The following is a 20,556-nucleotide window of genomic DNA, read 5'->3' on the forward strand; positions in this document are numbered from 1 at the left end:
CATCCACTGGTACAACCATGACCGCATCTCGTTAACGCTCGAGTGCCTGAGCCCGATGAAATACCGGGCCCAGGCACTGGCTGCGTAGACTTTTACTTACCGAGTCCAACTTTCGGGGACCAGTTCACAACTCGGTCCACTTCTCAGTGTGAAATTTTCGGACGTTGGGTGTCGCGGTGAACCATCGGCCTATGCCCCACACGACCGCGGGCCCGAACTGGTTGAGTTCTTTCAATGGCACAGGCGACCTCCCAGGCGGGTATCTCTCATTAGATGTGAAGACCGCTCAGGCATCGTGCTCGTCGCCGCAGCGATCCTGGTCAGCATCAGCCCTCGTGCGCGGGCAGTTCAGTGTTCCGATGATCCAGCAACGCCGCAACCGTTCCACCTCCCGAGGTGCCACTTCAGGATTCCGATCCGTGCCGGGCGACGCTACGTTGAGGTCAATCGACAGGGGCCCTGTCCTGCTTGCGTGCATAGGCGCGCGAGGCGCGCACGCGATCACCGCAGCGGGTGGAGCACCAGCACCGACGCGCATGGGTCCGCAGAAAATACCGATCGCAGGAGGCTGCCTCGCAACGGGCAATCAACCCTGCCTGGCTGCCGGTCAGCAAGGCGGAGGCATCCTCTGCGATCTGGGCCATGGCGTGTTCGACGAGTTGCGTCACCGGCGGCCGTGGCACCCGGCGAAGCCCTTCGGTTGATTCGTATTGGAGTACCGGTGCGCTGGGTACTTTCACCAAGGCCCGGTTCACGCTTGCCAGGGCCTGGGGATCTGGGGCGGCACCGTCCACGTGGGCCGTGAAAACTGCCCGCAGGTCCCCGCGCAACGCCATGAGCTGGCTTTGGCAGTACTCCAGCAATGCTGTCTTCTCGGGAACTAGGCGATGTCCGACAAGCCAGTCGGTGGCTTCGGCGGGGCTTTCCAATTCATCCACCGAGTGGCCGCCGGGGAGGCTTGTGGCGCTGTTGACCAGGGCGAGGCTCGGGTGGTCGCCCGCTCCGGGTGCGGGTGGAAGAGGACTCTTTGACATAAGTCTCATGGTATCAGTTGTATTTTTCCGTGACATCAAGCTAGGGTGGTAATCACGCTTAACTTGCTATTTTACCGTGAGAATCGAGAGACAACCCATGAACCAGTCACGCCCTTCGGGCAACGCGCCCTTCGTCCTTTCGGTGCTCGACAATGCCATCACCGGAGTGGGGCATACGGCACAGGAGACCTTCGGGGAAATCATCGCACTGGCGCAGTTGGCCGAGAAGCGCGGCTTCGAGCGCTTCTGGATGTCCGAACACCACGCCATGCCCGGTGCCGTGACCTCCTCGCCCCAGCTGATGGTGGCTCGCCTGACCGGCGAGACGCAGCGGATCCGCCTCGGTGCCGGTGGCGTGATGCTGCCCAACCACGCACCACTGGTGATCGCCGAGCAGTTCGGCATGCTTGAGTCGCTCGCCCCGGGACGCATCGACCTCGGACTGGGGCGTGCTCCGGGAACCGACGGGCAGACGGCGGCAGCGCTGCGGCGGCGCCACAATGCCAATGACGACTTTCCACAGCAGGTGCTGGAATTGCTCGGTTTCATCGACGACGACTTCCCACAGGGGCACCCATACCGCGATGTCCACGCCGTGCCGGGCCCCTGGCTCGCCGAGCAAAACCGGGTGCCGAGGCCCGAGACGAATCCCGAGGTCTGGATCCTGGGCTCATCCCCGTATTCGGCGCAGCTGGCGGGCCAGCTGGGCCGTCCCTACGCCTTCGCCCTGCAGTTCGGCAGCGCCGACGTTGTCACGGCCATGCGGCTGTACCGCGAGAACTTCCGGCCCTCGGAGCTGCTGAGCGAGCCGTACAGCCTGGTCAGCGTGGGCGCAATCGCCGACGACAATCCGGTCGAGGCGCGTCGCCAGGCGGCGTCCTCGGCGATGGCCATGATGCGGATGTTCCAGCGCAAGCCCTTTGCCATGCTGCCCCCGGACGAGGTCGAGGCCTACCGCGCCAACGAGCACGAGCGGGCGATCCTCGAGGAATGGACAGACCGCACACTGCACGGCACCGCCGCGGACGTGGCCGAGGGCCTGGAGCTGCTCCACCGGCAGACGGGCGTCGACGAAGTGATGCTCGTTGTCGGGGGCCATTCACGCCAGGCGCAAACCCGGACCGTGGAGCTGATCGCCGACCACTACAACCTGCCCCGGCTCTAACACCGGTCCACGGTCAGCACCTGCGAAACGAGCTATAGGGATCATGCAACATTTGCCTGTCCCGCCCTAGAGCCACCGCCGGTGCCGGTGCCTGGGAGAGAAGCGTGCCCCAGCCGAGGATTTACGGCGTCACTTTCACTCGGAGACGCGATTGGCATATGGCCGCTCATCTCAAACCCATGCCGATCCCGTGGAATTCCCTTAGTGATCGCCCCCAGGCAGCCACCGCAGGGGCACCCAGCGACGCGCGGGACATGGTTCCAAATCCCCACAGTCAGTCAACCAGGAGAAGAAATGAAGCTTAAGCATGTCCGCAACGCCACCATGGTGCTCGAACTTGGGGATCAGCGGATCCTCGTCGACCCCATGCTCGGCGCCAAGGGATCCATGGATCCTTTCCCCAATTCCGCCGGCAATTCCACACGCAACCCCACCACCGACCTTGCCGTGCCCCTGGCCGAGCTGATCGATGTTGACGTCGTCGTGGTCACACACATCCACCTGGACCATTGGGACAACGCCGCAGCTTCGCTGCTTCCACGAGATGTGCCACTGCTGGTCCAGAACGAAGCCGACGGGAAAGCCATTTCCGCGAACGGCTTCAGCAATGTCCAGGTCCTAAAGGAGCCCCTCCGCATCGGTCAAACCGTGTTCACGCGCACCGCGGGCCAACACGGCTCGGACGCAGTGTTGGCGACATGGCCCAGCCTGGGCGAAGTCAGTGGCGTCGTCATCAATCATCCGGGGGAACCAAGCATCTACGTCGCCGGGGACACCGTCTGGAACGACCAGGTGAACGAGGCCCTGGCCGAGCACCGGCCCGACATCGTGGTGCTGAACACCGGTGAAGCACGATTGCCCGACAACAGCCGCTTGATCATGGACGCCCAGGAGATCCTCGAGGTGCACGCAGCCGCCCCGCAGGCGCGCATCGTCGCCGTGCACATGGAGGCGCTGAACCACTGCGTCGTCACCCGAGCCCAGGTCCGCGCACTGGTGCGCGAGCACCAAATCGCCGAACACGTCCTGGTTCCCGAGGACGGCGAAGTGCTCATCTTCTAATTCGCGCCCCGCCATTGGCTTGGTTTTCGCGAACCGGCGAGAACCAAGCCAATGGCACCTTCGCCGTTCAGTACCCCCTATTTCCGAGCAGAAAGCGAGTCCCCTCGTGGAGACAGTCCGGGCCGTTGGCCAACACCATGCCGAGGAAACCGGCATGCCCCCCGGTCGCCTGCCCACGCAGCGAAGGGTCCTCACAATCCTCGTGGTGGGGCAGATCCTGGGTGGGCTCGGCATGGGTGCCTCGCTTTCCCTCGGGGCGCTGCTCGCCGTTCACGTCTCCGGCTCCGCGGCCTGGTCCGGCATGGGTGCCACGATGAACACCTTGGGTGCCGCGCTCTTCGCCATTCCGCTTGCACGACTTGCGATGCGACGTGGCCGCCGGGTCTCGCTCGCCACCGGCGCCCTCATCTCGGGGATCGGGGCCTGTATCGTGATCCCCTCCGCCGCCGTCACGTCCTTCGCCGGGTTGCTGGTGGGGTTGGCGCTGCTCGGTGCGGGAACGGCGGTCGGCTTGCAGTCCCGCTTCGCAGCCAACGACCTTTCCTCGCCCAAGAGCCGGGGTCGGGATATCTCGATCGTGATTTGGTCCACGACCATCGGAGCTGTTGCCGGACCCAACCTCGTCGGACCAGGCGAGGCCTTCGGCCAAATGCTGCACATGCCACCCCTGACGGGTTCGTTCGTCATCACTGTGCTCGCGCAGCTGCTCGCTGCCCTCGTCTACATTGCAGTGCTGAGACCCGATCCGCTGGGACCGCGTCCGGTGGCCACAACGGCGGGGCGCCGCACCTCTTCGGGCATGGCCGTGCTCCTGCGCAACCCGAACGCACGCTTCGCCGTGGCCGTCATCGCCCTGAGCCACGGCACGATGGTCGCACTGATGTCCATGACCCCGGTCCACCTTCAGGATCACGGCGCGGGCCTCACCGCCATCGGGCTGACCATAAGCCTCCACATTGCGGGCATGTACGCGCTCTCACCCGTCTTTGGCTGGCTGGCCGACCGGATCGGCAGACTCCCTTCCCTTCTCATGGGTCAGGGGATGCTACTTGTGTCGCTCCTGCTGGCGTGGCTCGCCCCGGACACCATGACGACCCCCAGCCTGATTCTCCTGGGCCTAGGGTGGTCGGCATCCATCATCTCCGGTTCCACCTTCCTCACCGACTCGGTACCTGCGGGCGAGCGGCCCGGGGTCCAGGGCTTGTCTGACCTGGCCATGAACCTGGTGGGAGCCTTGTGCGGCGCGCTCGCCGGGCTGGTCCTGTCCGGCATCGGCTATTCAGGCCTCGCGGCAGTGGCCATGGTCCTAGTGGGGGGCGTGATCGGATGGACGATTCTGCGTTCCACTCGCATCAAATCCGACCGGATGGATATGTCGGTCCCGAAGTAGGAGTATCCGCCGCGCCCGGGCGCACGCTGACCGGCGTGGGCACTGGGTGGGCCGTCGACACCTACGTGCAGGCTTGACTTCAGGCTGGCGGAGACCTCTACCTTCGGATGGGAAACAGGTGTCGCGCTGGACCATCGGCTTACGCGGCAGGACTCAAGCTCTTGAGCTGCGGTCGCTCCCGGACGCGGGAAGCGGACCAAAGTTCTTCCGCGCCCCAGGTAGGAGCATCCAACTCCCGGTGCATCGACGCGCGGCATCGTGATCCGCGGTAGCCCCGGGAGCCGGGGGTCGACGGAGCTGGCAATGAGGCTATCGAGTTGAGAACGCAGCTTGTCCCGCCAGCAGGCCGGAAGCGGCCGCGCGACGAAAGACGGGGAAGAAAATCTTTCAAACGTGTCTGTGGGCTTACCACGCGTTGAGCGGAACGATGTCCGTTCGACGTCCTGAATCGTCGAACAGGGCTCCCATTCGTTTGACCGTTTTGACGGTGGTGAGCCGATCGTGGACTTGTAGAGATGGAATTTTTTCGACGAGTGCGCTCTCGAATTCCTGGATGTGGCCGAGGTCGCGGAGCCACAAATTGATGAACATCGTGTAGTGGCAGGATACTTTAGCAATCATCCGGCATTCTGGCTGTTCCTGGATGATTCTGCATGCCGTCTCTAGCCGGGGTCCCAGGACAGAGGCGAGCAGAGACACCGCCACCGGGAAGTCGGCTAGCTCTCTGGAGACATCGCAGCGAAATCTCACCAGGCCAGTCTTTGTTAGACGCTCGACACGCCGCTTTGCCGTTCCGGCAGTGGTTCCGCAAGCAGCGGCAACATCAGCCCAGGCCCTCCGCCCGTCTCCGCTCAGCTGCTTTATGAGGGCACGGTCGAGACTGTCCACCAATCCCTCTCTGCTTCGGCCCACTGTCTTCTGTTGGCGCTGTACTCCCAGACGGCGAAGTTGGGACGGGTCCAACGACCCCAGTCCCCAGCTGCTCGCTTCCTGGTAAAGGCGCGTGATGAAGGCGGTCTTGACGCTGGTGATGCCGGGAACATGATCCAGGGTGTTGATCAGGTAGGACGAAAGCGATTCCAGGTCCCGGGCGACAACGTCAAGCTGCAGGTCCGCGCCACCTACGGTGACCTCGATCGTGGCAGCCTCGGGATGCTGTGCAATGATATCCGCCACCTGTAGGCGTAGCCCGGGTTGGCAGGAGACCAGGACAATCGCCGTGCAGTAAAGCCGAGTGAACTCCGGGCCCGGTCCCGTTGAGATCCATGCAAATCCATGCAAATCCGGCATTCCGGAGACGAGCCCAGCGGCGGGAGACCGTGGCCGTGGAGGCGTCAAGGGAGCGTGCGACTTGGGATAGCTCCCCGCGAGGCTCAATCTGCAGGGCATGGACGATTTCGTAATCCAGCGACGCCAGCATAGCTAATTATTGCATTTGTAGGTCGTGGCTGCCTGATATTTGCAATATCGCCTACGGCGTTACCCGCGATGCCAATCTTAAGCGGGGGCTATCAAGCGCTTCTTGAATCCGAGCTCCGTAGTCGGCATTTGGGGCTCATGGTGGCCTGCCTCGACCGCTGGGAGACAAGCTGTACGGCATATTCGAGGTACAAAAGCCACTTCGCGCCAGACCCAGCCATCATCGGATTCTTCCTGTTTACAGAGATTGGAGGTGGCTATGACGTGGTCGGTTGCTGTTCAAGGTTCCCGCACCACCGGCATCGCCACCGAGGTGCGGGGCAATTCCGTGCATCGGTCTACGAACCACCTGACCCCGAGACCATATTCGGTCGCGCAGCTTTTGTTCCTCCCGCCCCTACTTCGAGAAAGCGCAATAATGACGACAACAGCTAATTCCGTCACGACGGGGGCTGAAACGGCCTCCAACAGAATCGTAGGCATCAAGGATCGAATCCGGGCCGAAATAGAAATGATGCGGGATCGCTTCACGGGATTCAGCCACCTCCTGCACGAGAATCCGGAGCTCGGATACCAGGAGATCAAAGCATCGGCGTGGCTCGCGGAAGAGCTCCGGAAGGTAGCGGGGGCACGAATCACCCATGGATTGGGAGACTTCCCGACTGCGGTGCGCGCCGAAATCGGCACTGGCGAACTGGTCGTCACCCTCTGCGCGGAATATGACGCCCTCCCGGGAATGGGACATGCCTGCGGCCACAACATCATCGCGGCCAGCGCGCTGGCAGCCTTTACCGGGCTTGCTCCCGTTGCTGCCGAGCTGGGGATCACGGTCCGGCTCCTGGGGACCCCTGCAGAAGAAAGCGGCGGAGGGAAGATCGATCTTCTTCGGCAAGGCGATTTCGACGGAACCCATGCCGCCATGATGGTGCACCCCACCAATGGGGAGGATGAGGTTGCGATGCATCCGCTGGCCTGCGTTTCCTACACGGCACGCTTCACGGGCAGGAGTGCCCATGCCTCGGCCGCCCCCTGGGAGGGCATCAACGCCTTGGATGCAATGACCGTGGCACTGACCGCCATCGGACTGGCGCGCCAGCAGTTGGAACCCGGCCATCAGATCCATGGCATCCTGACGGCCGCCGGCACGGCAGCGAATGCGATTCCCGAGACCGCCGCAGGCGAGTGGATGATCCGCGCCCACGACATCGAGTACCCTGAAGCGCGCCAGCGCGGTATTCCGTCGCTGCCTGGATGCCGGGGCGGTGGCAACAGGTGCGTCGCTAGAGGTGACGAGGATGGGCAACCCTTTCAGCGAAATGGACAGCGACGAGGCGATGAACCAGCTTTTCCTGAAGAACGCAGTGGCCTTGGGGCGGGACATGAAGCCGGCCAGCGGCAGGCGCGGCGGTTCCACCGACATGGCCAACGTTTCGCACTACTTCCCTACCATCCACCCCATGCTCGGAATCGGCGACGGCTCTCCGCAGATGCACAGCCCCGATTTTGCCGACTTCGCCGCCGGACCGAAAGCGGATCGGGCCCTTATCGATGCTGCCTTAGCCATGGCCTACACGGCGGCCGATTTTGCCGCCGACGAAGTGCAGCGGCGGCGCCTGCTCGCCCGCATCCCCCTCCCCACAAGCGGTGCCGGGTCCGAACTCGACAACTGAACCAGCCTGACCACATTTCGACCACCAATCACACGGAGAACACCATGAACGAAAAGATCCGGCGCCTCATGCGCAAAGGCCCCATAACGGCCGGGGCCTTAATGGCAGTATCAGCCATCGCCCTCACCGCCTGCACCACGGGTTCCCCCACAGGCGGCGCCAATTCCTCCGGGTCCCCCTCAACGGACACTATCCGCACGGTGTTCACCGCGGATCCCTCGACGTTCTCCCCCTTCAAGGTCAATGCCATCGACGACTACACGGCCAGTCGCTTCCTGTTCGATACGCTGGTGCGACGCGGGGCGGACAACCAGATCGTTTCCGGGCTCGCTTCCAAGTGGGAAATCATCCCGACCAAGGGGGTCTTCACTCTTCGGGACGGAGCCACTTGTTCGGACGGCACAGCGATCCCGCCCCAGGTAGTCTCCGATTCGCTGAACTATTTCGCATCCAAGGACGCCGGATCCACCTTCCGGGTCTTGGTCTTTGGCGAGGGAGAAGCCAAGATCAGCGCAGATGCCGCTGTCGGCACCGTGACCGTGGACCTGGCACAGCCATGGACCGACATGCTCCAGGGCCTTAGCCTGGCCGGATCGGGCATCGTCTGCCCGGAGGGCCTGAAGGACCAAAAGGGCTTGGCCGCGGGCACCGCCAAGGGCGCTTTCTCAGGGCCATACACCCTGGCCAAGAAGGCACACGGCGTCAACTACCAGTTCGCCCTGCGCACCGATTACAAGGCATGGCCCGCCTACGATCCAGCGCCCGCCGGAACACCTGCGAAGAGCATCGAGGCTAGCGTGAACGCCAACTCCAGTGCCATAACCAACGAGCTGCTAACCGGCAGCCGGGACTATGCCCGCATCAGCGGCAAGGACATGACCCGCTTCAAAGACCAGCAGGGATATGGGGCCGAGGTCTATGCGCAGGCCAGCACCTACATCGTCTTCAACGAACGCCCGGGTAGCCCCTTCGCCAGCGCTGATGCGCGGAAGGCCGTCGCTCAGGCAGTCAACCGCGATGCCTACAACCACGCCACCGGCGGAGGCCTTGGCCAAACCTACAGCTCCTTTGCCCGCCCCGGAGTCGCCTGTGCCAACGAAGAACAGGCGATGTTGATCCCGGAAGATTCCGCCGCAGCCAAGACATCGCTCGCCGGAATCAAGATCAAGATGGTCGGAGCCAATGCGTTCGGTCCCAACGGCGCCGGAAACACCTACGTGAGCGAGGCCCTTCGGGCAGCGGGGGCCGACGTCGAACTGCGCAACGTTGATGTCGCCAACTGGGCCACCGACCTCCAGCAGAATCCCGAGGCCTGGGACATGACCATTTACGGCGCTCTTAATCCCAGCGGCACCATGTATGCGGCTCTTTCCCCCATTGCCGGCGTCCCGGTGGAATCCGGCGGATTGAACGTCACCGGCAACGCGAACCAGCCCGTGATGGACCTGGTGGCCCAGGCCATGGCCGAGACGGACGACACCAAGCGCTGCACGACCTACGAGGCAGTGCAGGAAAACATCATCGGAGAGGCCCACGCCGTGCCGCTGGCCTCGTTGCCCGCCCAGTCCACCACCCGCCCGGGATTCGGTGTCAGCATTTTCAATGGATCCGTCGACGAAAGCACCCTACGCGTCACCAATTGATCTAGCGGGTGGGCACGATGGGCGGTTCCCGAGGTTTGACCGCCAAATCGCGGGAACCGCCCATCGTTTTTCACGAGCCCGCAAACCAGCGCCGCAGTGATGTTTTACCCCGCGGGCTTGGACGTCAGTGTGGATAAGGACGACATACATTGACCCTTTATGTCATGAATGCGGCGAAGTCCTGTCACGCGGGAAGTGCAGGAGGAAGCGGCTGCAAGGAGCTCCCGGCAGGGACGGACGGACGAAGAACAATTCAGGCATGTTTGCGGCGGCGGGCGGCGGTCAGACGGTATCCAAGATGTTGATAGTGAAGGGAATACCTTCGCCGCAAATGTCGTGTTGTCGAGCCTTGGCTGTCTCCGGCACGTATCGAGGGGGCACCCTGAATTGCAGAAAGGACTTCATTTCGTTGAAAATGCGCACAATGCTGAATGTCGGCATACATTGTGCATATGACCTCCCTTACCGATCTTGACCGTCGCCTCCTCTCCGCACTGCGGGAGGACGGCAGGGCACCTGTCGCCAGCCTGGCCCGAACCCTTGGCGTCGCACGCGCGACGGTGAACAGCCGGCTCGAGCGCCTTCTCGCCACTGGAACCATCGTTGGCTTCACAGCCAGGGTTCGCGACGAGGTGGACCCGCTCGCCATCCATGCCATCGCCTTCATCGCGGTAGAGGGTCGTTCCGCGGATAAGGTTATCCGGCAATTGAGGGGTTTTCCGGAGATTACGGCGCTGCACACCACCAACGGCGGATGGGACCTCGTTGCCGAGTTGCGCACGGAGAGCCTGGGCGGCTTCGACCAGGTACTTGGCCGGATCCGCGGCGTCGAGGGCATCGTCAACAGCGAGACAAGCCTGCTACTCAGCTCCGTACTTCGGTGAAAGCCCACGTGGCCCAGCGGACTGCCGCCATCCGGGCCACATCCCGCACCGTATGCCGACCCAAGACCGGGGGAGATCTGGCTGGATGGGCAAAATGCATCATGAGCCGCTTCATTTCGTATATTTTTTCAACGAAAAGCATACACTTCGGCCATTGTGGCTGCATATCGACAATCCGTAGGCTCGTAGTACCAATGGTTTACGAGAAAAAAGGGGGCGCAATTGACGCGCTTTGTCGATGTTCACAACATGGTCCGCTGGACGGCCAGCCGCGGTCCGGAAAACATCATCGCCGGCATAATGGCATACCTCGAGGATGACTTCCGGCGCTGGGAGTCCTTTGACAAGACCCCCCGTGTCGCCAGCCACACACCTTTCGGCGTCATCGAACTCATGCCCACCAGTGATCGCGAAACGTACGGTTTCAAGTACGTGAACGGACACCCCTCGAATCCGGCCCGAGGCTTCCAGACGGTCACGGCCTTTGGTGTATTGGCCGATGTCCACAACGGCTATCCCACGTTCCTGACCGAGATGACGGTGCTGACCGCCCTGCGGACAGCAGCAACCTCCGGCATGGTGGCGAAAAAGCTTGCCCGCGCGGATTCGCGGGTGATGGCCATGATTGGAACCGGCAGCCAGTCCGAGTTCCAGGCCCTGGCCTTTCGCAGCGCCCTGGGGATCACCACACTCCGCGTCTGGGACACGGATCCTGCCGCGATGGAAAAGTTTGTTCGGAACATGACCCCGCTAGGCTTCGATATCACCGTCGCCGCATCGGCACACGAGGCATTGCGTGGCGCGGACATCATCACCACCTGCACCGCCGACAAGACCAACGCGACCATCCTCACCGCAGACCTCATTGCGCCCGGCGTGCACATCAATGCCATCGGTGGCGACTGCCCGGGAAAAACCGAACTCGATGCCACCATCTTGGAACTCGGGAACGTCTTCGTGGAATACACCCCGCAGACACTCATCGAAGGCGAAATCCAGCAGATGCCCGCCGATTTCCCCGTGACCGAGTTCTGGCAGGTCCTGGCCAATCAAGCGATGGGCAGGACGTCCCCCGAACAGGTCACGATCTTTGACTCCGTCGGCTTCGCCATCGAGGATTTTTCAGCCCTGCGATACGTCCGCGATGCAGTCGACGGCACGGACTTCTTCGAGGACATCGATCTTGTCGCAAACCCAGAGAACCCCAAGGATCTCTTCGGCCTGGTCGGCGCACTCTCTCCAGTCGGATTCTGAGCAACAGGATGTCTGTTCAGGCCCCCTCCGCGATTGTTCTCATCCGGCCACACCGGTTCGCACCGAACCCGGCGACCGCGGGAGACAACGCCTTTCAGGTCTCCGCCGGCACCTTGGACCCGGAGGTGCTCGCGGCCACGGCCCGGGACGAGGTCACGGGGCTCGCACTGGCGCTGGAGTCCGCCGGCGTCACGGTGCACCTGTTTGATGACCACGACCATAGCCGGCCGGACAGCGTGTTTCCCAACAACTGGCTGTCCACTCACGCCGGCGGCCACGTGGCCGTCTTCCCGATGTACGCTCCGAACCGCCGAAGCGAACGCCGCACCGATATTCTTGAGCTTCTCAAAACGCGGTATCGGGTGCAAGACGTCATCGACTACTCCGGACTCGAGCTGGACGATGTCTTCCTGGAAGGCACCGGGGCGATGGTCCTGGATCACGGAGGCCGGGTGGCCTACGCGGCGAAGTCCCATCGGGCGGACCCGGTGGCACTGGAGCGGTTCTGCACAAATTTCGGTTATGAGCCGATGGTGTTCGATGCGGCGGATTCCTCCGGAACCGCCGTCTACCATACGAATGTCATGATGACCGTTGCGACCGATTTCGCGATGATCGGACTTGACATGATTCGATCACCCGAGCGGCGCCGACAGGTCGTGGAACGCCTTTCCGCTGGCGGGAGGACCATTATCGAGCTTACCCATCATCAGGTCCGGGAATTCGCGGGGAACGCGATCGAGCTGCAGGGCCCGAACGGACGCATCCTGGCACTGTCGCACCGGGCCTTCGCGAGCCTGACAGAATCCCAAAAGGCCGTGATCCAGCGCAGCTGCACCCTACTCCCGATTGACGTGCCAACCATCGAGCTGGCAGGAGGATCCGTGAGGTGCATGATCGCCGGCATACACCTCGACCCCAGACCCGTCCTCCTGTCCGGGGACGGCTCGCCAGAGCAGTCGGGCGAGCATGGATTCCTTACTGCCTGCCACGCTCCATTGACGGAGCCCGAACGCCTCGCACCCGGTGAGCTACGCTCGCAGCAGGCAGCACTTATTCCTGCATAGGGAAGGCGCACTTCCGCGCCTGGCGGATCCCGGAACGTTGGACCCTCAAAATAGGAGTCTGCGTAACGGCCGCAATTTCGGGCAGACCCCCTCCCGAGGCTCAAGCGTTCATGCCTTTGGGGCATGTCCTTCTTTGGCATTTGGTCTTAGACAGCGTCCTGCCAACGCCCCGACAATGGGATTATACCCATGGCTGAAAGGAACCCCCATGCCCGTACCAGTAAAATCCTCCACAGGCGTTGCCCCTACCCCGGCCGCCGGCATCAATGCGCAGGGCTCTCCCCAGTACCTTGCCCAGCGCACCCTTGCCGCGCGTCCCTCGGAGGTCCGCAAGGTTTTTAGGGCCGCCCAGCGTCCGGGCATGATCTCCTTTGCCAACGGAGCGCCCTACCTTGGGGCGCTGCCGTTCGAGCGGATCGCGCTGGATGCCCAGCGGATACTGCTTGAGGGCGGAGAGCGCTCGCTCCAGTACGGGTCCAGTGACGGCATTCCCGAGTTGCGCGCACACATCAGTGAACTCATGAAGCTTGAGGGCATCAGCGCCGGCCCGGACCAGGTCATCGTCACCTCGGGAAGCCAACAGGCCCTTGACGTCGCCGCGCGCGTGCTGGTCAATCCGGGCGATGTCATCTTTGCGGAGGCGCCCTCGTACGCCGGCGGCATGGCCGTCTTCACCAGCTATGAGGCCGAGATCGTGCACGTCCCGATGGACGCCAACGGGCTGATCCCGGAGGAGCTCGAACGCCTGATCGGCGAGGTCCGGGCAGCAGGAAAGACGGCCAAGGGACTCTACACGATCCCCAACTTCCAGAATCCCGGGGGAGTGAACCTCTCGGAGGAACGCCGGCTGCAGGTGGGGCAACTGTGTCGAAGCAACGATCTTTTGATATTCGAAGACAACCCCTACGGCCTGCTCGGTTTCGACGGCGAGACCATGCGGGCCATACAGCCTGAGTTCGAGGACATCACCTTGTACTTCGGCTCCTTCTCCAAGATGATCGCTCCGGGCCTGCGTGTGGGTTGGGTCCTGCCGCCCGCTTCGCTGTATGGCAATCTGGTCAATGCAAGCGAGACCTCACAATTGAACCCCTCGGTGTTCTCCCAGCAGCTCATCAGCGCCTACCTCGACGATCCTGCATGGCAGGACAAGCTCTCGGAATACCGTCGCATCTACCACGAGAAATTCACCGTCCTGGTGGAATCGCTGGAAAAAGTCATGCCCGAGGGGACCACCTGGAACCGGCCGACCGGCGGTTTCTACCTCTGGGTCAAGCTGCCCGAAGGCATCGACACCGAAGCCCTGGTCTACGAATGCATCGAACGCGGCGTGGTGTACGTCCCCGGAACCGCCTTCTACACCGACGGCAACGGACACGGCGAACTGAGGATGTCCTTCTGCCTGCCGTCCCTGGACGACATCCGCAAGGGCGCCGCCATCCTCGGCGAGGTTTTCGGTGCCGCCGTTGCCGGAGCAACCTCCAACTAGACCAGTAACGACATAACAACGTGAGGCGCCCCCAGAACCTGTCTGCGGGCGCCTCACGTATATATGTGCGTATTTCAGATCGGATTACACAGAGGCCGGCACTGCTTCCGTATGACGTCCAAAAAAGATCTCGAACGAATCGAAATCGATCATCCGTCGGGTGCCCGTGACGGTGTCCTGAATCCAGAACACTCTCAAATCCGGGTGGGCTTCTTCGATGCGGCCTAGGTGGTGAATTTTTTGGTTCTGCCGAGCCTCGATGAAATCGCCGGGGCAGAGGCGGGTGAAGTCGTAGGACCGGAACTTGTCGGAGGGGAGGTCCGTCATGAGGGGTCCCTTCTGGACGGAGTGGGTGGCTGAGGCCGGTAGTTCTGGCGTTTTTTCATGGTGTTTTCCAAATCCCGCCGTCTACTTCGCGGTACGGATCAGCTTCCGGTTCACGAACTCGTCCATGCCGTACTTGCCCAGTTCGCGGCCCACGCCGGAGCGTTTGATGCCGCCGAACGGCAGCTCGGCCGCGGTGCCCGGCGCCTCGTTGATGAACACCATGCCGGTCTCAAGGCGGTCCGCGATTTCCTCGGCCTTGGCCGGGTCGGTGGACTGGATCACGGCGCCCAGGCCGTAGACGGAGTTGTTGGCCAGCTCCACGGCCTCGTCCTCGGAGGAAACGCAGTGGAGAACGGCGACCGGTCCGAAGAGTTCCTCGGAGAAGGCGCGCATGTCGGCGGTGACCCCGGCCAGGACCGTCGGCTGGAACCAGGCCCCTGGCCCATCCAGGCTCGAACCGCCGGCGAGTACCGTGGCGCCCTTGGCGACGGCGTCGTCTACCTGCGCGGCGAGCCCGTCACGGGCAGCGGTGGAGGACAGTGGACCCATGAAGGTGTCGGCCTCGGTCGGGTCGCCCACCTTTACGGAGGTGACGGCGCCGACGAACTTTTCCACGAATTCGTCGTAGACGGCATCGGCCACGATGATGCGCTTGGCCGCGTTGCAGGCCTGGCCGGTGTTGCCGAAGCGGCCGAAGAGCGCGTGCGTGACTGCCTGATCAACATTCGCGGACTCGAGAACCAGGAACGGGTCCGATCCGCCGAGTTCCAGCACCACCTTCTTGAGGTTTCGGCCTGCGATTTCGGCGACGGCGGATCCCGCGCGCTCCGAACCGGTGAGCGAGACACCCTGCACGCGGGGGTCCGCGATGATGTCGGCAACCTGTGCGTTGGTGGCGAAGATGTTGAGGTAGGCCCCCTCGGGGGCGCCTGCGTCCAGGAAGATCTGTTCCATGGCCAGTGCCGACTCCGGGCACTGGGGTGCGTGCTTGAGCAGGATGGTGTTGCCGTTCATCAGGTTCGGAGCGACAAACCGCGCGACCTGATAGTACGGGAAGTTCCATGGCATGATGCCCAGCAGAACGCCAAGGCCGTCCTTGCGGACGATTGCCTTGCCGCCGGCGGACACGTCCAGTTCCTCGTCCTCGAGGAACCCGGGGCCGTTTTCGGCGTAGTAGCGGTAGATGGATGCGACGATGTCAACTTCGATCTGCGCCTGGAAGATGGGCTTGCCCATTTCGCGTGTGACGATCGCGGCGAGCTCGTCGCGGCGCTCGGTGTACAGCTCCGCGACGCGGCTCAGGAGTTTGACCCGATCACCCAGGGCCGTCTTGTTCCACGACTTGAATGCGCCATCAGCTGTGGCAAGGGCGGCTTGGATGTCCGCGTCGGTGGCCGTGGAATACTCCTTGAGGGACTCCCCGGTCGCCGGGTTGGTGACGGCGTAAAGGCTCATGCTGTTCTCCTTTTGGTGGTTCAGAGCGCTCAGGGGAGGGCGATCTGCGGATCGGTGATGACGTGGATGATGGCCGGAATCCGCGTCTCCAGCACGGCCTTGAGGGCACGTTCGACGGCGGTCGCGGCCTGGTCGTCATGGGTGACCGTCTCGCCGTGGCCTCCAAAGGCCCGGGCGAACGCGGCGAAGTCGGGGTTGCTGAGCTGGGTGCCGCTGACGCGGCCCGGGAAGTGGTGCTCCTGGTGGTCGCGGATGGTGCCGTACTGGCCATTGTCCATGACGATGATGAGCATGGCGGCACCGTGCTGCACGGCCGTGGCGAACTCCTGGCCGTTCATCAAGAACTCGCCGTCGCCGGCGATGGCCACTGCCAGTCGCTCCGGGGATTCCAGGGAAGCGGCGACCGCTGCAGGCACGCTGTATCCCATGGATCCGTTGCGCATGCTCAGCTGCGACGGAAACACATTGGTGGGCAGGTACCGCTGCGCCCACGCGCAGTGGTTTCCGGCACCGAAGGTGTAGACGGCGTCGTGGGGCAGCCGCTGGACCAGCTCGGCGACAACGGCGCCCATGTGCGCGGTGTGCTCCCTGGTGGCAGGAAGGGCGGACTGTTCCGGCAGCGCGCTGAAGGCGATCTGGGCCATGCGTCCGGCGGCACGCCACGGATCCCACCGCGCGGAATTGCCCAGCCGCACGTTCCTGATGGCGTCGGCGAAGGCCACCGGGGATGCAAGGACGTGGGCGGTGACCGCACCGGAGCGTCCGCGCAGAGAGGTGTCGATGTTGACGAGGATATTGGTGGCATCCTTGGTCTGGCGCAGGGTGTAGCCGTCGGTGGGAACATCGGTGGGAAGGGCGCCGATGGCCAGCAACACGTCGGCCTCGGCGAACATCCGGGCGGTGTCCTGTGTGCGGCCGTAGCCCAGGGCGCCCACGAAGACCTCCGAGTTGAACGGGATGCGGTCAGAAGCGCGCCAGTCCTGGACCACCGGGATGCAGTTGGCTTCGGCAAAGGAGGTCACTGCGGCGGCGGCCTCTGGGGTCCAGCGCTGGCCACCGACGAAGATCACGGGCTTTTGTGCTCCGGCCAGGGCGGTGGTGATCAGCTCCAGCTCCCCGGCGGAGACCGCACCCTCGGCCACGGCGATGGCAGGGTGCAGTTCGCCCGCGAATTCGTGGGTGATGACGTCCTCGGGCAGGCCGACGATGACAGGCCCGGGCCGCCCGGACTTGGCCGCAAAGAACGCCTCGGCGACGATCTCCGAGGCGCGGGAGGCCTCCTCGAGCACGAAGACACGCTTGGCCTGGGTACCGAACCATGCGTGGGGGTCGAATTCCTGGAATGATTCGCGCATGCGGTCGGCCACCGGGATCAGGCCCACGAAGAGGACCATCGGGGTCGCATCCTGCCAGGCAGCGTGGATGGCCACGTAGGCGTTGGCGGCCCCGGGCCCGCGGGTGACCATGGCGACGCCGGGCTCGCCGGTGAACTTGCCGTGCGCCTCGGCCATGTAGGCCGCCCCGCCTTCCTGGCGGCACACCACGGTGTTGATATCGGCACCGTGGAGTCCGTCGAGCACGGCGAGGTAGCTTTCGCCCGGTACCGCGAATACACGGTTAACTCCGTGCAGGGCCAGCGAATCAACAATCGCCTGGCCGGCGTGGGTCTTCTTCTCCAAGTGGTGCTCCTCAAATGGGGTGTAGGCGGTTAGATGCCTCTGGCGATAGGGGACCCAGAGGCCATGGTCCGTTGCTTATTTCAAGTATTCGTCCGCGCCTTCATGCTGTCCAATACTCATAAAGTTCAAACTTCATAACCGCAGGGCATGACGGGGAGGTTGCTTCTCGGCCGCTCTCAGGGGAATCACGGGCAATCGGGTCGCTGCGCCGGGGAGCGGCGGCTATCTTGGCTCCGTCGACAGCAAGGTCCGGTGTGCCCCATGCATCGGTCAAGCAGCGGGCGGGTTGGGGCTTGTTACAGCTTCCCGTGGGCGAGCCTGCCATCGACTACTGTGGCGGTGACCGTGATGTCGCCGATATCCTCGGAGGCCACGGTGTAGATGTCATCGGACAGCACAACGAAGTCTGCCAACATGCCATGGACCAGGGTGCCTTTGCTCCGTTCCTCATGGACCGCATACGCGCTGCCCAGAGTGTAGGAGCGAATCGCCTGCGCTACCGAGATGCGCTCCTCGGGAACGAAGTCCGCGCCGGAGGCGGTGCGGCGGTTCACCAGGTCATGGATGTTCTGGATGGGGTCCGCGCCCACGACCGGGGCGTCCGTGCTGGCGGGAATCTCCAGCCCGGCATCCAGCAGGGCCTTCACGCGGTAGGAGATCCTGGTGCGGTCCGGGCCCATGGCCCGGGCCACGCCGTCCCCGAGCTCGTAAACAAAGCGGCCTTGCGGAACGGGGACCAGGCCGAGGGCAGCTACGCGCCGGATCTGTTCGTCACTGGCCACGCTCAAGTGCTCGATCCGGTGGCGGGTGTCGGGCCGGGGGTAGAGCCGTTGGGCTTCCTCGAAGATCCCCATCACCACGTCAAGGGCCGCGTCCCCGATCGCATGCGCGGCCACCTGCCAGCCTGCCCGGTGTGCACCGATGATCTTCCGGCGCATGTCCTCGGCAGGAAACTGCAGCAGACCGCGGTTCTCTTGGTTCGCCGCCGCATCCCCGCTGTAATCGCAGCACATGAATGCGCTGCGGCCAATGAGCGAACCGTCGGAGAGGATCTTGGCCGGGCCAAGTCGCAGCCAGTCGTCGCCGAAGCCGGTGCGCATGCCCAGATCAAGGCCGATCGGCCGAACCGGTAACCCGCGGTCTTGGTCACCGACAAGGAAATCGCCCAGGCCGTGCAGTGTGGTGATGTACGGCATGACGGTGGCGCGCACGCCCAAGATCCCCGCGTCGCGAGCCTGCTGAAAGCCGGCGAGGTCCGAAAAGCTGTGGCCGATGTGCTGGGGGGCGCCGAGCCCGGGTTCGGTGATGCTGGTGACCCCCAATGCCAGCAGCGCCGCACTGCCGGCTGCCACCATGCCGGCCACATCGTCGGTGGTGGGCATCGGGATGGCGTCCATGACCAGTGCCCGCGCCGTTTCCTGCAGGAGGCCGAGGGCGCGGCCATCGGAGGACACCGGTACCGCGCCGCCTTCGGGTGCGTGTACGTTGCGCCTGTCGGGATAGCCCGCAAGTTCAAAGGCATGCGTATTGGCCACGCCCATGTGCCTGGAAACGTGCATCAGGAAGACCGGGTGGCCATGGCTGACGGCATCCAACTGCTCCGCCGTGGGGTGTTGGTTCCCGAAATAGTTTTGGTCGTAGCCCGCACCTTGGACCCAGGCACCCTCCGGTGCTGCGGCACACGCAGCCTCGACCGCCGCCAGGAGCTCGTCCATGGTGGTGCAGGTCGAGGGCCGCAGGTCCGCCTGCATCGTCGCCAGTCCCACATAACTCAGGTGGCAGTGTGCGTCGTTGAAACCGGGAACCACGACAGCGCCGTGAAAATCGTGCACCTCGCGGAAGTATGTGGGTGCCAGTTCGTCGTCGAGGCTGATGACACGCCCGTTGTGGACGCCGATGCTTTGGGCCAGTGGTCGGCTGGCGTCCTGCGTGTGGAAGGTTCCGTTGGTGTAAAGCGTATCGAAGAGCATGCGCTTCCCCCGATTCTGTGGATGCGTAGTGGGCTTCATCCCAGTATCGGTAGCTAACTCCATGCTGTCTAATACGGTAAAGGTTGGGTCCCAATGCCCCTTGGGCATGAACTGGGTCTGGTCGGGCTTAGTTTGCGGGGGAATCGGTAATAGTGGCGCCCTGTTCACTGAGGAAGTCGTGTAGGCGCACGGCGAGGGCGCGAATGGATTTCTCTGCAAAGTGGCCGGGAATCCACGCCACGTGCAGGGGTAGCCGCAGGGTGCGGCCGGTAGCCCCGGGGGCGCTGTTGAGGATGCGAATCGGATGGGTGCCGTAGGCGGGAAGGTCGGTGGTGATTCCGAGCCCGTGTCCTGCTGCCGCTAGCGCCATGATCGTATTGCCGTCGTCGCACTCGGAAACTTGCCGGAAGGCCAACTGCGACTGGTTAAGGGCGTCGTCCAGGATGTAGCGGCTCACGCTCTGGTGCGAGGGCAGGATCGCATGGTGGCCTATCAGTTCCTCAAGCGGCAGCTCGGTGGTGCCGGCCAGCGCCCATTCATGGTTGGCCGGGACGAAGGCTTTGAGCGGGATGCTGCCCAAGGGCATGGTCGCGAGCCCTGGTTCCGGTGGTGCCGGGGAGACGGCGAAGTCGCTGCCGTGCAACAGTGCCTCGGTGATGGCAAAGTGGCTGGTCTCCCGCGTGATGATCAGCGGCTCGGTGGGGTTGGTGGTGGCAATGAAGGGGGCGAGGAAGCCGCGGACCGACGCAGCCGTCGCGGCAGCCACGAGCGCTGCGACGTGCCCGGTCCGGAGGGAATCCGCAGCGTCTTCGAGGCTCTGTGTCTCCAGCATCAGGCGGCGGGCGGCCGGCACGAACGCCCGGCCGGCGGGTGTCAGCGCCAACTTATTGCCCTGGGGCTCGAACAGGGCAAGCTTGAGCTCGCCCTCAAGCGTCTTGATCTGCCGGCTCAGGGCGGGCTGGGCAATATGGATCTTTTCCGCGGCCGCGGTAAGGGTGCCCGCATCGACTACGGCGAGGAAATACTGGAGACGGCGAAGATTCATGACTAA

Annotated in this window: 17 protein-coding genes and 1 pseudogene; 11 read left to right on the forward strand and 7 right to left on the reverse strand. The window is 63.6% G+C overall.

The window, feature by feature from the left end; translation table 11 throughout:
- Nucleotide 1 precedes the first annotated feature (1 nt).
- Complete coding sequence (locus tag ACLQ7E_RS16065) at nucleotides 2-88, forward strand: IS3 family transposase (RefSeq protein ID WP_411731500.1); 87 nt, start codon at nucleotides 2-4, stop codon at nucleotides 86-88.
- Nucleotides 89-443: 355 nt separating this feature from the next.
- Here ACLQ7E_RS16065 and ACLQ7E_RS16070 read toward each other — a convergent pair whose 3' ends face one another.
- Entirely contained in the window at nucleotides 444-1,034 is a 591-nt protein-coding gene (locus tag ACLQ7E_RS16070) for a CGNR zinc finger domain-containing protein (protein ID WP_411733575.1), read from the reverse strand.
- 97 nt (nucleotides 1,035-1,131) lie between these two features.
- Here ACLQ7E_RS16070 and ACLQ7E_RS16075 point away from each other — a divergent pair, with 97 nt between their 5' ends.
- The 3 genes from ACLQ7E_RS16075 (at nucleotide 1,132) to ACLQ7E_RS16085 (ending at nucleotide 4,651) form a co-directional block, all read left to right on the forward strand.
- Nucleotides 1,132-2,199 (forward strand): LLM class flavin-dependent oxidoreductase, encoded by a 1,068-nt coding sequence (locus ACLQ7E_RS16075; protein ID WP_411733576.1) that lies wholly within the window; start codon nucleotides 1,132-1,134, stop codon nucleotides 2,197-2,199.
- A 294-nt stretch (nucleotides 2,200-2,493) separates the two neighbouring features.
- Nucleotides 2,494-3,261: an MBL fold metallo-hydrolase gene (locus tag ACLQ7E_RS16080; protein ID WP_411733577.1), complete on the forward strand. Its 768-nt coding sequence runs from the start codon at nucleotides 2,494-2,496 to the stop codon at nucleotides 3,259-3,261.
- A 154-nt stretch (nucleotides 3,262-3,415) separates the two neighbouring features.
- Entirely contained in the window at nucleotides 3,416-4,651 is a 1,236-nt protein-coding gene (locus ACLQ7E_RS16085) for an MFS transporter (RefSeq protein WP_411733578.1), read from the forward strand.
- A 405-nt stretch (nucleotides 4,652-5,056) separates the two neighbouring features.
- Here the strand turns inward: ACLQ7E_RS16085 and ACLQ7E_RS16090 are convergent, their stop codons facing one another.
- Nucleotides 5,057-6,040, reverse strand: coding sequence for an Lrp/AsnC ligand binding domain-containing protein (locus ACLQ7E_RS16090; RefSeq protein ID WP_411733579.1), 984 nt, complete (start codon nucleotides 6,038-6,040; stop codon nucleotides 5,057-5,059).
- Nucleotides 6,041-6,806: 766 nt separating this feature from the next.
- On the opposite strand from ACLQ7E_RS16090, the pseudogene ACLQ7E_RS16095 reads away from it, so the two are divergent.
- The 7 genes and pseudogenes from ACLQ7E_RS16095 to ACLQ7E_RS16125 form a co-directional block, all read left to right on the forward strand.
- Nucleotides 6,807-7,223, forward strand: a pseudogene (locus ACLQ7E_RS16095) (M20/M25/M40 family metallo-hydrolase); the annotation flags it as partial.
- Nucleotides 7,224-7,365: 142 nt separating this feature from the next.
- Nucleotides 7,366-7,740 (forward strand): hypothetical protein, encoded by a 375-nt coding sequence (locus tag ACLQ7E_RS16100; RefSeq protein WP_411733675.1) that lies wholly within the window; start codon nucleotides 7,366-7,368, stop codon nucleotides 7,738-7,740.
- A 44-nt stretch (nucleotides 7,741-7,784) separates the two neighbouring features.
- Nucleotides 7,785-9,383, forward strand: coding sequence for an ABC transporter substrate-binding protein (locus ACLQ7E_RS16105; RefSeq protein WP_411733670.1), 1,599 nt, complete (start codon nucleotides 7,785-7,787; stop codon nucleotides 9,381-9,383).
- A 431-nt stretch (nucleotides 9,384-9,814) separates the two neighbouring features.
- The gene (locus tag ACLQ7E_RS16110; RefSeq protein WP_411733580.1) at nucleotides 9,815-10,267 is read left to right on the forward strand and encodes an Lrp/AsnC family transcriptional regulator; all 453 of its coding nucleotides are present in this window, start codon (nucleotides 9,815-9,817) and stop codon (nucleotides 10,265-10,267) included.
- 222 nt (nucleotides 10,268-10,489) lie between these two features.
- A complete protein-coding gene (locus tag ACLQ7E_RS16115) occupies nucleotides 10,490-11,521 on the forward strand; it encodes an ornithine cyclodeaminase (protein ID WP_411733581.1) in 1,032 nt (343 codons plus the stop codon).
- An 8-nt stretch (nucleotides 11,522-11,529) separates the two neighbouring features.
- A complete protein-coding gene (ctlX, locus tag ACLQ7E_RS16120; RefSeq protein ID WP_411733582.1) occupies nucleotides 11,530-12,588 on the forward strand; it encodes a citrulline utilization hydrolase CtlX in 1,059 nt (352 codons plus the stop codon).
- 208 nt (nucleotides 12,589-12,796) lie between these two features.
- Complete coding sequence (locus tag ACLQ7E_RS16125; RefSeq protein WP_411733583.1) at nucleotides 12,797-14,074, forward strand: PLP-dependent aminotransferase family protein; 1,278 nt, start codon at nucleotides 12,797-12,799, stop codon at nucleotides 14,072-14,074.
- An 84-nt stretch (nucleotides 14,075-14,158) separates the two neighbouring features.
- Here ACLQ7E_RS16125 and ACLQ7E_RS16130 read toward each other — a convergent pair whose 3' ends face one another.
- The 5 genes from ACLQ7E_RS16130 to ACLQ7E_RS16150 form a co-directional block, all read right to left on the reverse strand.
- Entirely contained in the window at nucleotides 14,159-14,401 is a 243-nt protein-coding gene (locus tag ACLQ7E_RS16130; RefSeq protein WP_411733584.1) for a hypothetical protein, read from the reverse strand.
- An 81-nt stretch (nucleotides 14,402-14,482) separates the two neighbouring features.
- A complete protein-coding gene (locus tag ACLQ7E_RS16135; protein ID WP_411733585.1) occupies nucleotides 14,483-15,856 on the reverse strand; it encodes an NAD-dependent succinate-semialdehyde dehydrogenase in 1,374 nt (457 codons plus the stop codon).
- 29 nt (nucleotides 15,857-15,885) lie between these two features.
- The gene (locus ACLQ7E_RS16140) at nucleotides 15,886-17,535 is read right to left on the reverse strand and encodes a thiamine pyrophosphate-dependent enzyme (RefSeq protein ID WP_411733586.1); all 1,650 of its coding nucleotides are present in this window, start codon (nucleotides 17,533-17,535) and stop codon (nucleotides 15,886-15,888) included.
- A gap of 296 nt (nucleotides 17,536-17,831) precedes the next feature.
- Nucleotides 17,832-19,505, reverse strand: a complete 1,674-nt coding sequence (locus ACLQ7E_RS16145; protein WP_411733587.1) for an amidohydrolase — start codon at nucleotides 19,503-19,505, stop codon at nucleotides 17,832-17,834.
- A gap of 127 nt (nucleotides 19,506-19,632) precedes the next feature.
- On the reverse strand, nucleotides 19,633-20,550 hold the full coding sequence (locus tag ACLQ7E_RS16150) for a LysR family transcriptional regulator (protein ID WP_411733588.1): 918 nt from the start codon (nucleotides 20,548-20,550) through the stop codon (nucleotides 19,633-19,635).
- Nucleotides 20,551-20,556: the final 6 nt, after the last annotated feature.

It is taken from the genome of Paeniglutamicibacter sp. (assembly GCF_046714615.1).
Classification (GTDB): Bacteria; Actinomycetota; Actinomycetes; order Actinomycetales; family Micrococcaceae; genus Paeniglutamicibacter.

Excerpts from the sequence above, each read along its gene's own strand:
- ACLQ7E_RS16070 (WP_411733575.1), bottom strand. The coding sequence starts at position 1,034 with ATGTCAAAGAGTCCTCTTCCACCCGCACCCGGAGCGGGCGACCACCCG.
- ACLQ7E_RS16075 (WP_411733576.1), top strand. The coding sequence starts at position 1,132 with ATGAACCAGTCACGCCCTTCGGGCAACGCGCCCTTCGTCCTTTCGGTG.
- ACLQ7E_RS16080 (WP_411733577.1), top strand. The coding sequence starts at position 2,494 with ATGAAGCTTAAGCATGTCCGCAACGCCACCATGGTGCTCGAACTTGGG.
- ACLQ7E_RS16085 (WP_411733578.1), top strand. The coding sequence starts at position 3,416 with ATGCCCCCCGGTCGCCTGCCCACGCAGCGAAGGGTCCTCACAATCCTC.
- ACLQ7E_RS16090 (WP_411733579.1), bottom strand. The coding sequence starts at position 6,040 with ATGCCCTGCAGATTGAGCCTCGCGGGGAGCTATCCCAAGTCGCACGCT.
- ACLQ7E_RS16100 (WP_411733675.1), top strand. The coding sequence starts at position 7,366 with ATGGGCAACCCTTTCAGCGAAATGGACAGCGACGAGGCGATGAACCAG.
- ACLQ7E_RS16105 (WP_411733670.1), top strand. The coding sequence starts at position 7,785 with ATGAACGAAAAGATCCGGCGCCTCATGCGCAAAGGCCCCATAACGGCC.
- ACLQ7E_RS16110 (WP_411733580.1), top strand. The coding sequence starts at position 9,815 with ATGTCGGCATACATTGTGCATATGACCTCCCTTACCGATCTTGACCGT.
- ctlX (WP_411733582.1), top strand. The coding sequence starts at position 11,530 with ATGTCTGTTCAGGCCCCCTCCGCGATTGTTCTCATCCGGCCACACCGG.
- ACLQ7E_RS16125 (WP_411733583.1), top strand. The coding sequence starts at position 12,797 with ATGCCCGTACCAGTAAAATCCTCCACAGGCGTTGCCCCTACCCCGGCC.
- ACLQ7E_RS16130 (WP_411733584.1), bottom strand. The coding sequence starts at position 14,401 with ATGACGGACCTCCCCTCCGACAAGTTCCGGTCCTACGACTTCACCCGC.
- ACLQ7E_RS16135 (WP_411733585.1), bottom strand. The coding sequence starts at position 15,856 with ATGAGCCTTTACGCCGTCACCAACCCGGCGACCGGGGAGTCCCTCAAG.
- ACLQ7E_RS16145 (WP_411733587.1), bottom strand. The coding sequence starts at position 19,505 with ATGCTCTTCGATACGCTTTACACCAACGGAACCTTCCACACGCAGGAC.
- ACLQ7E_RS16150 (WP_411733588.1), bottom strand. The coding sequence starts at position 20,550 with ATGAATCTTCGCCGTCTCCAGTATTTCCTCGCCGTAGTCGATGCGGGC.